The 15,224-nt window shown below is 42.8% G+C and carries 12 protein-coding genes; 7 read left to right on the top strand and 5 right to left on the bottom strand.

From position 1 onward, the window contains the following. Positions 1-225: 225 nt before the first annotated feature. The 6 genes from putA (at position 226) to ahpF (ending at position 9,942) form a co-directional block, all read left to right on the top strand. The gene (gene putA / locus D6V41_RS05870; protein WP_136250536.1) at positions 226-4,038 is read left to right on the top strand and encodes a bifunctional proline dehydrogenase/L-glutamate gamma-semialdehyde dehydrogenase PutA; all 3,813 of its coding nucleotides are present in this window, start codon (positions 226-228) and stop codon (positions 4,036-4,038) included. Positions 4,039-4,091: 53 nt separating this feature from the next. Further along, positions 4,092-5,603: a CYTH domain-containing protein gene (locus D6V41_RS05865; RefSeq protein ID WP_136250535.1), complete on the top strand. Its 1,512-nt coding sequence runs from the start codon at positions 4,092-4,094 to the stop codon at positions 5,601-5,603. Position 5,604: 1 nt separating this feature from the next. Then, complete coding sequence (locus tag D6V41_RS05860; protein WP_136250534.1) at positions 5,605-6,684, top strand: metal-dependent hydrolase; 1,080 nt, start codon at positions 5,605-5,607, stop codon at positions 6,682-6,684. 3 nt (positions 6,685-6,687) lie between these two features. Beyond that, positions 6,688-7,245 (top strand): rhomboid family intramembrane serine protease, encoded by a 558-nt coding sequence (locus tag D6V41_RS05855; protein WP_136250533.1) that lies wholly within the window; start codon positions 6,688-6,690, stop codon positions 7,243-7,245. Between the two features lie 242 nt (positions 7,246-7,487). Next, positions 7,488-8,051 carry an alkyl hydroperoxide reductase subunit C gene (gene ahpC / locus D6V41_RS05850; protein ID WP_136250532.1) on the top strand — a complete coding sequence of 188 codons (564 nt, stop codon included), beginning with the start codon at positions 7,488-7,490 and terminating at the stop codon, positions 8,049-8,051. A 295-nt stretch (positions 8,052-8,346) separates the two neighbouring features. Then, on the top strand, positions 8,347-9,942 hold the full coding sequence (ahpF, locus tag D6V41_RS05845; RefSeq protein ID WP_136250531.1) for an alkyl hydroperoxide reductase subunit F: 1,596 nt from the start codon (positions 8,347-8,349) through the stop codon (positions 9,940-9,942). 71 nt (positions 9,943-10,013) lie between these two features. Here the strand turns inward: ahpF and D6V41_RS05840 are convergent, their stop codons facing one another. After that, positions 10,014-11,261, bottom strand: coding sequence for a malic enzyme-like NAD(P)-binding protein (locus tag D6V41_RS05840; protein ID WP_136250530.1), 1,248 nt, complete (start codon positions 11,259-11,261; stop codon positions 10,014-10,016). A 277-nt stretch (positions 11,262-11,538) separates the two neighbouring features. Between D6V41_RS05840 and D6V41_RS05835 the strand changes: the two genes are divergently transcribed. Then, positions 11,539-12,576, top strand: coding sequence for a cupin-like domain-containing protein (locus D6V41_RS05835; protein WP_136250529.1), 1,038 nt, complete (start codon positions 11,539-11,541; stop codon positions 12,574-12,576). Positions 12,577-12,641: 65 nt separating this feature from the next. On the opposite strand, the gene D6V41_RS05830 is transcribed toward D6V41_RS05835, so the two are convergent. The 4 genes from D6V41_RS05830 to D6V41_RS05815 form a co-directional block, all read right to left on the bottom strand. Then, positions 12,642-13,409 carry a hypothetical protein gene (locus tag D6V41_RS05830; protein WP_136250528.1) on the bottom strand — a complete coding sequence of 256 codons (768 nt, stop codon included), beginning with the start codon at positions 13,407-13,409 and terminating at the stop codon, positions 12,642-12,644. Between the two features lie 304 nt (positions 13,410-13,713). Further along, positions 13,714-13,986, bottom strand: a complete 273-nt coding sequence (locus D6V41_RS05825) for a superinfection immunity protein (protein ID WP_136250527.1) — start codon at positions 13,984-13,986, stop codon at positions 13,714-13,716. Between the two features lie 64 nt (positions 13,987-14,050). Beyond that, positions 14,051-14,623 carry a hypothetical protein gene (locus D6V41_RS05820; protein ID WP_136250526.1) on the bottom strand — a complete coding sequence of 191 codons (573 nt, stop codon included), beginning with the start codon at positions 14,621-14,623 and terminating at the stop codon, positions 14,051-14,053. Beyond that, complete coding sequence (locus tag D6V41_RS05815; protein ID WP_136250525.1) at positions 14,616-15,134, bottom strand: RNA polymerase sigma factor; 519 nt, start codon at positions 15,132-15,134, stop codon at positions 14,616-14,618. The genes D6V41_RS05820 and D6V41_RS05815 overlap by 8 nt, the downstream gene beginning before the upstream one ends. Between the last annotated feature and the right edge of the window lie 90 nt (positions 15,135-15,224).

Raw genomic sequence — 15,224 nt, 5'->3', positions numbered from 1 at the left:
GAATCTCGGCAAATCAATTTGATCTATATTTGTCTGGTTAACTACAAAAATATGTATAGATTTTAGTACAGGGCAAATATGCAAAACTTGCTTTATTGGCAATGCGCCCTAATACCCGTTAGGGTGTAAATAAACAAATTTCGTTCAATATAATTCTTAACGTTTGGCAAAGGTTTATCATTTGTAAGCTGAGCAAATACTTAAGACACAACAAAGAGGTCGTCTATGTTAGTACGCAGTAATCTTGCTACCGAGTCACTTATTCGTCAAAAGATCCGTGACTTTTACCGAATTAGCGAGGGGCGTGCCGTTGATCACATACTGCCAGAAGCAGAAGTCAGCATGCGGGCAAGAAGCCGCGCATGGGAGCGAGCGCGCAACATGGTATTGCGTATCCGACGAGAGAATTCAGCACATGGCGGCGTTGATGCCTTACTAAATGAGTATTCACTGTCTACCGCCGAAGGCGTAGTTCTTATGTGTTTGGCAGAAGCCTTGCTGCGTATACCAGATAAACAGACACAAGATGAATTAATCCGAGACAAGCTTTCAAAAGGAAAATGGGCACCGCATTTGGGAAACAGTGAATCACTGTTTGTGAATGCATCGGCATGGGGACTTATGTTCACCGGCAATATGGTGACCTACGCCGACAAACGCAAACAAGAGCAGGTTGGATTGCTTAAAAAAACCATCGGAAGACTCGGCGAACCCGTTATCCGCCGCGCAATGAACATTGCCATGAAGGTAATGGGTAAACAATTTGTGATGGGCGAAACGATTGAGGATGCGGTCGACAGAGCGGAAGAAAAAGAGAAAAAGGGTTATGTTTATTCCTATGACATGCTGGGAGAGGGAGCGCGAACCTCAAAAGATGCCAAGCGGTATTACGATTCTTACGTTCACGCCATTAAAGTTATCGGGAAAGCGGCCAAAGGCCGAGGCCCTAAAAAAAGTCCGGGAATATCCGTAAAATTATCAGCGATTCATCCGCATTTTGATTTTTTAAAACACGAAACCATTGTGGACGAAATCTCAGAAAAACTGAAAGCCTTATGTCTGATGGCCAAAGAATATGATATTGGTCTAACCGTGGATGCAGAAGAGTCAGAGCGCTTGGAAGTCTCGCTTGACATTATTGAGCGTGTGTTTTCTGATGAAGATCTAAAAGGTTGGTCAGGTTTTGGTATCGCCGTTCAAGCTTATCAAAAACGTGCAATATTCGTTATTGAATGGATACGGGAATTGACGCAAAGGGTTGGTAAGCAAATGATGGTGCGGCTTGTTAAGGGGGCGTATTGGGATACAGAAATCAAGCATACTCAACAGTTAGGCGTTGACAGTTTTCCAGTGTTTACACGCAAATCGTCAACCGATGTGAGCTATCATGCATGTGCAAACCGACTTTTAGCCTATCGCGATACGATTTATCCGCAGTTTGCCACTCATAATGCCTACACCGCTTCGGTTATTTTGGAGCTTGCTGGCGACGATAAAGAAAATTTTGAATTTCAGTGCTTACACGGAATGGGTGATACGCTTTATGACCAAATCGTCACTGAAGATAAAATTCAGTGTCGGGTCTATGCGCCTGTCGGAGAGCATGAGGACCTTTTGGCCTATCTTGTTAGACGCTTATTGGAAAATGGCGCAAATTCGTCATTTGTAAATGCCATAGTTGATGATGAAAAAGAAGTCGAAGAGTTACTTGGTGACCCGGTTGAACACACCCAGCGATTGTCAAAACGCGAAAATGATCAAATCAGAATGCCTATCGAATTATATGGTGCTGAGCGCAATAACTCTAAAGGGATTGACCTATATGATATTAATCACCTTATAAGCACCAAATTTAGTCTTGAAAAATGGTATTCAATGCATCAGCTGAAACTCTCTCAGCTTGAGGGCACGAGCGATTTGCACGTGGTAAAAAATCCGGCCAATCTTGACGAAATTGTAGGCTATCATAAGTACGATACACCTCAAGAAATGAAGGCAAAGCTGGATAAGGCAGACTCCGCCTTCGCCAGTTGGTCAAAAACGCCGGTACACGAGCGAGCCGATATTTTGCGTGCAACGGCCGATATTCTTGAGCGACACATGGACGAGCTAATCGGTATTTGTATTAAAGAAGCTGGAAAGGTAACGCAAGACGGTATCGACGAGGTGCGCGAAGCAGTGGACTTTTGTCGTTACTATGCAGCGCGGGCAGAAGAATTAGATCCCGATGAGCGCTTGGCACCTCGTGGCGTAATTTTATGTATCAGTCCGTGGAACTTCCCGCTGGCGATATTTTTAGGTCAAGTCGCGGCTGCACTCGTTACCGGCAATACAGTGATCGCAAAACCTGCCGAACAAACCAGTATGATTGCTAAACGCGCTATCGAGTTAATGCATTCTGTTGGCTTGCCTGATGATGCTGTTCAATTAATTATTGCCAAAGGGCCCGATGTGGGTGACACGCTATTGCCTGATGAGCGCATTCAGGGCGTTATGTTTACCGGCTCAACAGCAACAGGCACGCTTATTTCGAGAAAGCTTGCCGAACGTGGCGTGGGTCAAGTGCCATTAATTGCAGAAACGGGTGGCCAAAACTGCATGATTGTGGATTCAACAGCCCTACCGGAGCAAGTAATTGATGACGTTGTAATGTCTGGCTTTCAAAGCGCTGGACAGCGCTGCTCAGCCCTGCGAGTCCTGTTTGTTCAGGAAGACATTGCCGATAAGCTAATCGAAATGCTCATTGGGGCAATGAAGGAATTAAAGGTGGGAGATCCACAGTGGATCGAAACCGACATTGGCCCAGTTATCGATCAAAAAGCGCTGGACTCGTTAAATCAACATGTAGAATCCATGAAAGACAAAAAAGGAGCAAAATTGCTCTATGAATGCAATGTTGATAAGTCATTAAAGGGCAATTTCTTCGCTCCGCGTCTTTACGAGATTGAAAACATCAATACTCTGGAGCGTGAAGTATTTGGTCCCTGCGTTCATGTTGTGCGCTTTAAAGGCGACAAGCTAAACGAGGTGATGGAACAAATTAACAGTACTGGTTATGGATTGACTATGGGTATCCATTCACGCATTGAAGAACGTGCCCATGAACTTGCAAAGCTGTCTAACGCCGGAAATGTCTACATCAATCGCAATATGATTGGGGCAATAGTGGGAGTACAACCCTTTGGTGGTCGAGGTTTATCCGGTACGGGACCGAAAGCGGGTGGTCCTAACTATCTTCCCAGACTAATGGTAGAAAAAGCAACGCCTGATGCGATGCCGGTGACTGAGGAGTTTTCAGACGACAAAGCGCTTGCAAGCGATAAAGCGGATTATGAAGATGTTGCAAAAATGATGAAAGCTTCCATGTCGGTGCAACAGCCATGGAGATTAACATCCCTTACGCACAGAATTTCATGGGTGCGTCAGTTATTGGCTAAAATCGCTACCGTTGATATTGTTGAAGAATTAGCCGATGATTTAAACCAAACCCTTGCCAGTGCCAGAGCGCAGCTTATTACTATTGAAAAGCGCTTGAAAAAAGCGAAAGAGTTACCTGGGCCAACAGGCGAGTCCAATACCTTGCATATGGAACCTCGCGGCATTTTGGTCACTTTTGCTGATAAAGAAGTGACCTTTGAATACTGGGTCTTGTCCATCGTAACTGCGCTTGCCACTGGAAATGTGGTTATATCAGTAGTTTCAGAATTGTTTTATGAAGAGGCATTGGCCTTTAAAAACAAACTTGAGACAACCGGCGCGCCTGATAATATCTTTCAGGTGGCGCGCTTGAAGCATTTAGAGGCTTTACTTAAACACCCTGCGTTAAACGGTGTGGTTATAGATAGTAATACGTCCCGGGCTCCGCAAATTGCGATGGAACTGGCACAGCGAGAAGGTGCAATATTGCCGATGATCACCGCTGAATATAATGACAATATGATTCAGCGCTTGTTAACGGAAAAAACCGTATCAATAGACACCACCGCATCTGGTGGTAATACATCGCTAATGACACTTACTGACGATGATGATGAATAGCTTCTAAGCCATGAATTAAACGTAGGCATCAAACAAAGCTAGGGCAGGAATAAATGGAAATTGAATTAAAGCTTGCGGTAGAAGCAAATGCTTTGGAGCTTATTGAAAATGCATTCCTGCCCAAACTGGAGAAGCAGGACGGCGTTTACGTCAAGCGTTGCCAAAAAGACGTGTTTAACGAATATTACGACACACCCGAGCAACTTTTAGGTAAACGGAAGATGGGCCTTCGTGTTCGCAAAGTCGAAGGTCAATTTGAACAAACGGTCAAAACACAAGGCCAGGTGCAGGGAGGTTTACATCAAAGGCCCGAATATAACGTGCCACTAGACTCCGGCACTCCCGACTTACATAAATTTTCAGTTGATATTTGGGATAATGATTTTGACGTAACGGAAGTAAATCGTAGCATTCAAAAGCTGTTTACGACGCATTTTACGCGGACACAATTTGATATAAAGCTTCCAGAAGGAGAGATTGAATTAGTACTTGATTTGGGTGAAGTCAAAACTGACGAAGACAGTCTTCCCATTCAGGAAATTGAGCTGGAGCTAAAATCGGGCAGGCCAAGACTGCTCTTTGATATCGCCGATGTGCTTCGAGAAACCATGCCGGTGCGTGTTAGCGATGTTACAAAAGCCGCCAGAGGTTATCAATTATTAACAGGCAAGTTACCAGAAGTCAGGTATTTGCCGCAATATCTTGCACTTGATTATAAAGACACTACGGAAGACGGGCTTTGCAAAGCAATGGAATGCGCTTTGTCTCACTGGCAATATCATCAGGCGCTTTACTTGCAAACGCAAAACGCAAAGGCATTATCGCAAGTGCGTGAGGCACTTTTGCTGCTGATGCAAAGCGTGTCGCTTTATTTGCCTGTACTACAATCTGATCATCTTCTTAAACTTCACAAAAAGCTACTGACGATTGTTCAGCAGTGGAGTTGGCAAGAAGATTTAAGAAGCATTCATCAATTGCGCTCTCGAAAGGGCCCCTTTTGTAAGCGTGTTCCTAAAAATCAGCAGTTGGTGAATTACCTTTTAGGTAGACGTGAAGGTTTAATCCTGGCCTACGAACCTCAAAAGCTTCTGAATTCAAGCTTAAGTGCTGAAGTGCAACTTACCACCTCTCGCATGTTGATTGAAAAACCGTGGCGTGATCAAACCGATGGCGCGGATATTCCCGTAAGAAGCCATGCAAATGGATGGTTGTCACAGAGCTGGCAAACAGTAATGCAGTCGCTTCCTGCATTAAATACAGACAGTAAAATGACAAACCTGAAGTATCTGGCCTTAGAGGTTGCACTTAAACAATCGCTTACAAATGGCTTTTTACTGGGTGACTTATTCACTGATAGTCGTGGTCAGTTCAGAGCACCTTGGCTGGATTTGCTTCAAGGCATAGAAGAACTAAAAGCCATAGAGTTTTTAAAAAATGCCTTGATTGAGTGCGATGTCGACGATCCGCTCGAGTTTAAGCAGTGGGTAGAGGATAAAAGTCGGAGCCTATTGGAAGTGATGGAGCGCTCAAGAGAGGTAGCCATGCAAGCTGAGGTATATTGGTAAAGTGGATTCATTAACACAAATAGCACTTGGAAGCGCGGTAGGCTATGCGGTTTTAGGGAGTAAAGTCGGCCGAAAGGCGGCCCTTTATGGCGCCATATTGGGGACTGTGCCTGATTTGGATGTATTCATTAATTTTGGTGGTCCGGTCGAAAATTTTACTTTTCATCGAAGCTTCAGTCATTCCTTACTTGTTCAATTATTTGTAAGCCCTCTGATTGCGTGGTTATTGTGTAAATTACACCCGCAAACGCAGAATCATAAAGTCGGCTGGTTCCTTCTCGTTTTTCTGACGCTATCCACTCACGCCATTCTTGATAGCTTTACTGTTTATGGTACTCAGCTACTGTGGCCTCTGATGGACTATCCCTTTGGAATTTCCAGTTTATTCATAATAGATCCGCTTTACACACTGCCCCTCGTAGTCGGCCTTTTGGCGTTTTTGGTTCCAAAATTGCAGCCCAACGTGCTAAAAAGTATCAATCATTCAGCATTGATTTTAAGTAGCATATATGCCGCATGGAGCTTAGGGGCAAAATGGTATATTGATAATAAAGTCGAGCAAGCGCTGGCAAACTCAAATATAACGGTGGGAGTGATGGAAAGTACGCCTGCACCTCTTAGCACTTTGCTATGGCGTGTGGTCGTAGTTAATGACACTGAATATTTTGAAATATTTACATCTGTTTTTGACGATGTGGATGAAGTCAGTATCGATTCATACCCCACAAATCCCAGTTTACTTGTACCGCTTGAAAACGAATGGGGTATCAAACGTTTGAAGTGGTTTACCAAAGGGCTCTATTCAGTTAGAGAACAAGACGGCAGAATAACCCTGACTGACCTTAGAATGGGACTGGAAGATGCCTATGTTTTTGCGTTTGAAGTGGGTAAGCGCAATGCTGATGAATGGGTAGCCGCGGATTACACGCAGTTAACCAATCGGCCAAACTTATCTGAAGCGAGCCTTTTGTGGGATAGAATTTGGGATCCTGCAATTTCTCTGACACCTCAGGCAAGGCAAGCAGCAATAAGGCACGAGCAAACACCGCTGGGGCAAACTAGCGAAACGAGCGCGCAATGAGCTATGTATGAAAAACGTCCGTTTTATCGCTCGCCTTTAATCATTGTTGGATTATTGGGTGGCCTTTTATTGGCCATTGAAATTGTCAATTTTCTAAGTGGCAGACAACTTACTAATTTGGGCATTGTGCCACGCCACCTTGATTATATTTGGCATATTTTCACCGCTCCCTTTGTCCATGCTGACTTTTCACATTTTTTAAGCAACCTGCTGCCAATTTGCCTGTTTGCTTTGCTCATCCTCCAATTTGGCGTTAAACAATTTTATTTGCTTACGGCTGGCGTACTGATATTAACAGGGGTAGCCGTGTGGCTATTTGCCCGTCCTGCCATTCACGTAGGGGCAAGTGGACTGGTTTACGGCTATTTGGGCTACTTGGTGCTCGCAGGCTGGTTAAGTAGAAAGTTTTCGCTCATTTTTATCTCATTGGCCGTGACGCTTTTGTATGGCTCCATGATTTTTGGAGCATTACCTGTTCGTGGCTTCATTTCATGGGAATCACACCTTTTTGGCTTTATTTCTGGCCTGTTCATGGCCTATTGGATGCGACGCATTCGCTAAAGCCACATGTCTTGCGATAAAAGATGATTAATTTGGCCCGCCACGCGCTTGTAAATTGGATTTTTGGCTACACTAACTAGTTGGTGTAAATCGAGAAACAAGTTTTGAGCGCTTAATCAGTTTAATTGATTAAACGCATCGTTTCTTTTCATTTTAATTTATACCAAAACATCTATATCTTTATCTTCAACGTAATCAGAAACGTTTTTTAACTAACACTAACTAATAGAGGAAAACAACAAATGTCTATTATTAACCAGATGATTCCTGACTTTTCTGTAGAAGCATTTCACGATGGTGAATTCAAAACAATCACTAGCGACGATGTAAAAGGGAAGTGGTCAATCTTCTTGTTCTACCCAGCTGACTTTACTTTTGTATGCCCAACTGAGCTTGAAGACATGGCAAAAATCCATGACGAGTTAGTTAGCTTAGGCGTTGAAGTATATTCAGTTTCAACGGATTCTCACTTTGTGCACAAAGCATGGCACGATGCTTCAGAGGCGATTGGCAAAATTAAGTATCCTATGCTTGCTGACCCAACGTTCAAGTTAGCTCGTGGTTTTGACGTTATGATCGAAGAAGCTGGTCAAGCACTACGCGGTACTTTCTTAGCAAACCCTGAAGGCATTGTTAAGGTTGCTGAAATTCACGACCTTGGTATTGGCCGAAGCGCTAAAGATATGCTGCGTAAAGTAAAAGCTGCTCAGTATGTTGCCAATAACGACGGTGAAGTATGCCCGGCAGCATGGGAAGAAGGTCAAGCAACGCTAACGCCAAGCTTAGATCTAGTTGGTAAAATCTAAATTTTGCTCAGGCTCAACAATCTCGCTCGCAGGTTAACCTGCGAGCTTACCGAAACTGTGTTGAGGCCTAAAGTTTACACTCTGTTTGTATTTGAAAAGGGAAATGGCTTTTAGGAAGGCGCTTTGCGCCATCCGTGGCCGCTCGACACACGCCCTCCATGGCGTGTGACGCTTCCTAAAAGCCATTCCCCTTCTCAAACACAGAGCGCAAACTTAGGCCCGCTGATTTCATTCGCCTTAAATTTAATTACCTGAAATAAAGCGAATCTACTGAATAATAAAATAGGAGTAACAGATGTTAACTCAAGATATATTAAATGCCTTAAAGGGCTATTTTAAAGATTTACAGAATTCAATTACGCTGGTGCTTCAAACAGGAGAGCATAGTAAAAAAGATGAACTTAAGAATATGCTCGTCCAGATTGCGGATTTAAGCGATAAGATTAGGCTCGAAGAGCGAGATACCGCCGGTGAATTGCGCTCTCCAGTGACTTTCGGTATTGAAGCAAATGGCAAATCCACGGGTATCACATTCTCAGGTGTCCCCGGTGGACATGAATTTAATTCATTTGTGCTAGCGATTTTGCAAGCTGGCGGGAGCAAATTAAAGCTTGATGAGAGCATTCAAAACATGGTGAAAAAGGTGAAAGACAAGCTTGATTTTCAAGTTTATGTCAGCCTTAGCTGTCATGCCTGCCCAGATGTTGTTCAGGCCATGAACCAGTTTGCTCTACTTAACGATAACATCAGCGCTGAAATGATAGATGGCGCGGTATATCCTGACCTTATTGAAAAAAATAATATACAGGGCGTGCCAACCGTTTACTTGAATGGTGAAGTTTTTGCCAGCGGCAAGGTTGAGATTGCAAACATAATTGAAAAATTAGGTAAAGCGGCTCCTGAAATTTTACAGGCAAGTAACGAACCTGCGCTTCCTCTTCAGGATGTCACGGTCATTGGCGGTGGGCCAGCAGGTGTTGCTGCGGCAATTTACTCTGCTCGTAAGGGGCTTGCAGTTACTGTGGTGGCTGACAGATTTGGTGGTCAGGTTAAAGATACCATGGGAATTGAAAACCTGATCAGTGTACCAAAAACCACGGGGCCAGAGCTTACCGGCTCTTTAATGCAACATCTGAACGACTACGAAGTAACGCTTAAAGAGCACATTCGCGTCGATAAAATTGAGAAAGGTAAAATCAAGACCTTGCACTTATCCTCTGGTGAGACCATTAGAACGCGGACTTTAATAATAGCAACAGGTGCTAATTGGAGAAAGCTAAATGTGCCAGGCGAAGATGAGAATCTGGGTAACGGCGTAGCTTACTGTCCGCACTGTGATGGCCCATTCTACAAGGGTAAGGATGTTGCGGTAATTGGCGGCGGTAACAGTGGCGTTGAAGCAGCGCTTGATTTAGCTGGGATAGTGAAATCTGTGACTTTGTATGAGTTCTTGCCAGAGCTTAAAGCTGACAAAGTATTGGTTGAGCAGCTATCAAAGCGCGATAATATAAGCGTTGTAAAAAATGCAGCCACTAAACAGGTGTTAGCAGAAAATGGCAAGGTAAGTGCGATTGAGTATGTTGACCGTGCGACCAACGAAGTGAAGCAGCAAGCTTTACAGGGCATTTTTGTGCAAATAGGCTTGGTTCCAAATTCGAAGGTGGTTGAAGGTGTCGTTGATTTGACCAAATACGGTGAAATCATCGTAAATGAAAAAGGCAAAACCAGTGAAGAGGGAATTTTTGCTTGCGGTGATGTTACAACCGTGCCATACAAGCAGATTGTTGTAGCCATGGGTGAAGGTTCAAAAGCAGCACTTGCAGCCTTTGATTACTTGTTAATGAACCCGGTTGAACAGCAAGAAGAAAAAGCCGATTCTCAGGCAGCCTAGACTTTACTAGCTAACGAAAGAACCGAACGATTACAAAACCCTATCCAAGCGATAGGGTTTTTCATACGCAGTCAATCGGATAAGTAATTTTCAGGCAGTTCCTCTATCTGCGCGACACCAGATTCGATAGCCGCTTTTGCCACAGCCGTGGCAATGCGCTTGCAAAGCCTTGGATCCATTGGTTTAGGGATGATGTAATCGCGACCAAATTCTAATTTATTAATATTACTTGCCTTTAATACTTCATCAGGAACGCTCTCTTTTGAGACACTTCTTAACGCTTCCACAGCAGCAACTTTCATTTCATCGTTAATTGAGGTTGCCCGCACATCGAGAGCGCCCCTAAAAATAAAAGGAAAGCATAAGACATTGTTGACCTGATTGGGATAGTCAGAGCGACCTGTTGCCATAATTAAGTCTTTTCTTACTTCATGTGCAAGCTCGGGTTTTATTTCTGGATCAGGATTTGAACACGCGAATACAATGGGGTTTTCAGCCATTAATTCCAGTGTTTCAGGTGGCAGTAAATCCGGACCGGATACACCTAAAAACACATCTGCACCCTCCATTACATCCTCAAGCGTGCGTTTATCCGTATTATTAGCAAAAAGCATTTTATGCTCGGTTAAATCCTGACGCCGAGTATGGATGACGCCCTTTCGGTCAAGCATATAAATTCGTTCGCGTTGTGCGCCACATTTAATAAGTAATTCCATACAGGCAACTGCCGCCGCGCCCGCACCCATACAAACAATACGAATGTCTTGTATATTTTTGCCCTGAATTTCCAGCGCATTTAACATGCCGGCTGCAGTAACAATGGCAGTGCCGTGCTGATCATCATGAAAAATGGGAATTTTGCAGCGTTTGATCAGTTCTTTTTCAATTTCAAAACACTCTGGCGCTTTAATATCTTCAAGGTTGATGCCGCCAAAGGTGTCGGCAATATTGGCAACCGTATTGATAAATTCTTCGGTTGTTCTGTGCTTGACTTCAATGTCGATAGAATCAAGACCTGCAAAGCGTTTAAATAAAAGCGCTTTACCCTCCATAACTGGTTTTGATGCCAAGGGGCCTAAATTGCCTAAACCTAGAATTGCAGTACCATTTGAAATCACCGCAACCATATTGCCCTTGGCGGTGTATTTATAGGCTGCATTTGGATCAGCGGCAATTTCCTTTACTGGTTCGGCAACCCCTGGACTATAGGCTAAAGCCAAATCGTCGACGTTACTGGCAGGGGTCGTTAATTCAACGCTAATTTTACCGGGCTTTGGCAGAGCATGGTAATCCAATGCTTTTTGTCTAAAATCAGACATCTTATTTAAGATCCTTGCGTAAGTGTGTGGGGTTTCAATATTTATTAAACAATATCATAATTGTCATCAGATAAAATCCATAAATCGTGAGTCACAGACGCGTTACCTCACTGGTAAGACCATGTTTTCATTGTGAAAAGAAGTAATATTCACGCTAATAATGATAGAAATACATTTAATTACTATAGTGAATGAAATAATTTTCATTGTATTTGCTTAATGGTGAGCAAATGAAAAGCGTTAAACACACTCTAATACTTATAGAGCTACTTGCCTTATGATAGGCTTGCACCATCATAATTTACTTGCAAAAGAAAGGACCGCCGTTCTGAAGTCATTAAAAGAAATAAGCTTATCCTCTATCAATGAGCTGAGTATAGAAATGCTTACTCAAACAGAGCCTTTTGTAATGCGTGGGCTGGTAAACGACTGGCCGATAGTACAGTGCGCAAATAATCACGAAAAGGCAGAGCTTCTACTTAAGATGAGCGCAAACAAGGCCGTCCCGGCCTGGGTGGCACCAGCACAGGAGAAAGGGCGCTTTTTTTACGATAAGGATATGAAGGGCTTTAATTTTGCACAGAAAAATCTCTTTTTTAATGACGTATTAAATTGGTTGATTGATAATCAGGCTGAAACGGATAAAGCAACGCTCTATTTGGGCTCAACGTCCATTGATTATATTCTGCCAAGCTACCGAGAACAGCATGATATACCTTGCTTAAATCACGCACCCTTAGTGAGTTTGTGGATGGGAAACCGTTCACGCGTCGCAGCGCATTTTGATGCAACCGATAATGTTGCTTGCGTGCTTGCTGGTGAGCGCACATTTACACTTTTCGCGCCTGATCAATGGGATAATTTATATGTGGGGCCTATTGAGTTTAACCCAGCCGGACAGGCAATTAGTTTAGTGGACTTCGATAATCCAGACTTTAAGCGCTTTCCCAAGTTTAAACACGCTCTCGAAAATGGCTACGAAGTACGACTCAAGCCTGGAGATGGGATTTTTATTCCTAGTATGTGGTGGCACAGCGTCAAAGCGCATGGTGCATTTAACTTATTGCAAAACTATTGGTGGCGACAGGCACCAGAAGAAGCGGCCAATCCTACTGACGCGCTCGTTCACGCTTTGCTTGGGATAAAAGCATTACCAAAGGCACAGAGAGAGGCGTGGAAAGCGATATTTGACAAACTTGTATTTGATGCTGAATCTGCTGAGCATATACCGGAACATGCCAGAGGATTTTTGGGCGACTTGGACGAAAAGCAAGCAAGGCGCATGCGTCAACTGCTAAAGCGCCAATTAGATTGAGGTGAAATGTCGACTTTACTGAACGATTAATTCAGGCAGCTTGCACCTGCCTGACTTTAAAAATGTTAGATACGCTTTCGCAGACTTATTAACCCGGCAAGTCCAAAAGCAAAGAGCGCTATAGTGGCAGGAGTGTTTGCCTCTACAACAACATCAATATCAATAGATGCGCTTGAATCGGCATCAGTCAAAAGGGCTGTAAAGTCATAAACACCGTTTGCAAACGGATTAAATGTTTCACCGTTGTCCAGGGCAGCACCTGAATTAAAGCCCGGCGATACATTGCTCAGAAAGCTGAATCCAAGATTCCAACTAAACTGTAAAATGCTTGAAAAGTCTGGATCTACAGGTAGTAAACTTGCATCAAACATCGCGTTCTCGCCAGAGTTTGGGTCAAGTTCGTAAAAGATATTAAGACTCAAGGGCCCGTTATTTTGAGTAAACAAACTACTTATATCAGAGCCATCGATTGCACCTAAAAGAAAGTTAAAATTCCAAAGCGACCGGTCAGGTGCGGATATTCCTGGACCAGCGTAATAGGTATCCACGCCATTGTTGGTAACTTCTGGTGATTGAAATCGTTGTGTTGCGCTCATTGCCATCACCAAGTCGGCGGAATCATCACCATTCATATCCAGTGTTTGCCAATTTAAAGTGTCGAACGGTATACCATCCCCACCAAATATATCTCCCTCAATTAAACCAATTGCAGATACGACATCGTCTGGCAATTCACCAAATCCACTATCAACTTCAACTAAAGCTGCATTGCTTTGACTGGCGAACAAAAATGCCGCAGCTACGGCAACTAGGCGAGTTTTTTTAAAATACATGTTTACCTCTTTTTTATTACTTTTTTACACGTGCAGAACAGAAAATCCTTTTCACTAGTTCAAAGTAAATTCAATATTTTCGCTTCTCTTTTACTAAAGGCTAAATATTGAAAGTAAAAAACGTTAAAGCAAAATCTAAGCCGAGCTAAAAAAATCAATAGTTTCAATAGTTAAGGTTAAATTCGTTTTTGATTAGCATTTATATGTAAAATTTTTCGACACTTTTTGGTTAGGCTCCAAATAAGTGTCGAAAAAGGAAATTAAAGCGTAACACTTGTAAAGATGAATATTGATACAAAGTGACTCAAATAGACGCTTGTTGATCCTTAGCCACCTTGTCTTTATATTTTTCGAATACTTTTCCGGTGCATGCCCAGATCATCAGTCCAGACCAGGCAATGAGTGAGAATCCGGCCGGTACGCATGCTACGACTATGTATTTAGCGTGAGCCGGGTTTAACACTGCTGCAATCATCGCAGGTAAAAACCAGACGATAAGAACTGCTGCCACAATAAGCATAATTTGAAGACTGTTTAATGTTTGAAGTGCAGTAAAATAATTATTTATAAGTTCCATTGTGATCCCTTTCAATTGTTTAATTACACACTACTAGTCTTCGGTATTTTCATTTTATTACGATTTATTCGAGATTATTTTTAAGATACTCGGCTTTTGTTTGAAAATGCATTTGCCTTTTATGCGCCCACAAACACCAAGGAGTAGCGACAACTAACATTATAAAAGAGATAATCCCGAGTTTTTTGATTGCAGGTGTAAACTCTACATCGTCGACAATTTGAAAAATTGTTGCAGCGCCAATGCAAATGACGACAGATAACCAGCCGAGATGCTTGTTAATTTTTGCGATTCGAGCATTATTTTGATATTGCCGCAAAAGAGAAAGGGCAAAATTGCTTGTATTGGCCATATCACCAAATGCTGCAAGCCATCTTAGTTTAATAAAATAAAAAACCGTGACAAGACCTGACACAAAGAGGCAAGTAAAAAACAGTTTCATTGCAAATGAAAGCTGGATATCAAACAGGAACAACAAGGCAAACGGAGATAAACTTAAAATATCTAACGCAATATAAAAACGCTGTTTCCGCTGAAGTGATGAAGCGAGTTTGGCTATGTCATCAAGGTCTATTTCATGCGTCGCTTGCTGCTGCCAGATATTTTCCAAACTGTCGTTTTTCAGTTTTTTATTCATGGTCAATTTCATTCCGTAATTGTTCTTTCACGCGTTTGATCGTCACGCCGACGTTGCTAACAGAGATACCGCAAATTTCAGATATGTCTTCATAACGAAGTCCTTCAAGAGATAGAGAAATCACCTGGCGTGCTGGTAGTTTTAATCGGCGAATTGCGTTAAGTAATTGTTGTACTTTTTGAGAGCGCTCTATTTCATTTTCCAATGATAATTTCTCACTGAACAGTGACTGATCGGCAAGTGATGCCGCATCTGCAGCCTCGTGGCTTTTAAATCGACCGACTTCCTTACCTATATGGGTCACGCAGCGATTGTGTGCCACTTTTAAAATAAAGGTTTTAACAGAAGCCTCGCCCTTGTAGGTTTTTAAGGCCAGCCAAATAGACACACAGATTTCCTGAAACAGTTCCTGCTGAATGCTTGTGTTTGCTTCGTAGGTACTTGCCACCCTGAATAAGAGCGGCGAATACTGCTTAATAACGCTTTCAAAAAGAGGGGGAGATTGACTCATCGAGGCCTATAATTCATTCATTCCAAGAAAATACAATTAAGGTAGTCAGAAATTTTGGGTTTTTATTACAAAAACATTTTTTAAAAACGT

The sequence above is a fragment of the Ningiella ruwaisensis genome (assembly GCF_004798935.1).
Lineage (GTDB): Bacteria > Pseudomonadota > Gammaproteobacteria > Enterobacterales > Alteromonadaceae > Glaciecola > Glaciecola ruwaisensis.
Note: the sequence above shows the minus strand (reverse complement) of the source record. Positions and strands in the feature narration are given on the sequence as shown.

Excerpts from the sequence above, each read along its gene's own strand:
- putA (WP_136250536.1), top strand. The coding sequence starts at position 226 with ATGTTAGTACGCAGTAATCTTGCTACCGAGTCACTTATTCGTCAAAAG.
- D6V41_RS05865 (WP_136250535.1), top strand. The coding sequence starts at position 4,092 with ATGGAAATTGAATTAAAGCTTGCGGTAGAAGCAAATGCTTTGGAGCTT.
- D6V41_RS05855 (WP_136250533.1), top strand. The coding sequence starts at position 6,688 with ATGTATGAAAAACGTCCGTTTTATCGCTCGCCTTTAATCATTGTTGGA.
- ahpC (WP_136250532.1), top strand. The coding sequence starts at position 7,488 with ATGTCTATTATTAACCAGATGATTCCTGACTTTTCTGTAGAAGCATTT.
- ahpF (WP_136250531.1), top strand. The coding sequence starts at position 8,347 with ATGTTAACTCAAGATATATTAAATGCCTTAAAGGGCTATTTTAAAGAT.
- D6V41_RS05840 (WP_136250530.1), bottom strand. The coding sequence starts at position 11,261 with ATGTCTGATTTTAGACAAAAAGCATTGGATTACCATGCTCTGCCAAAG.
- D6V41_RS05835 (WP_136250529.1), top strand. The coding sequence starts at position 11,539 with ATGATAGGCTTGCACCATCATAATTTACTTGCAAAAGAAAGGACCGCC.
- D6V41_RS05830 (WP_136250528.1), bottom strand. The coding sequence starts at position 13,409 with ATGTATTTTAAAAAAACTCGCCTAGTTGCCGTAGCTGCGGCATTTTTG.
- D6V41_RS05825 (WP_136250527.1), bottom strand. The coding sequence starts at position 13,986 with ATGGAACTTATAAATAATTATTTTACTGCACTTCAAACATTAAACAGT.
- D6V41_RS05820 (WP_136250526.1), bottom strand. The coding sequence starts at position 14,623 with ATGAATAAAAAACTGAAAAACGACAGTTTGGAAAATATCTGGCAGCAG.
- D6V41_RS05815 (WP_136250525.1), bottom strand. The coding sequence starts at position 15,134 with ATGAGTCAATCTCCCCCTCTTTTTGAAAGCGTTATTAAGCAGTATTCG.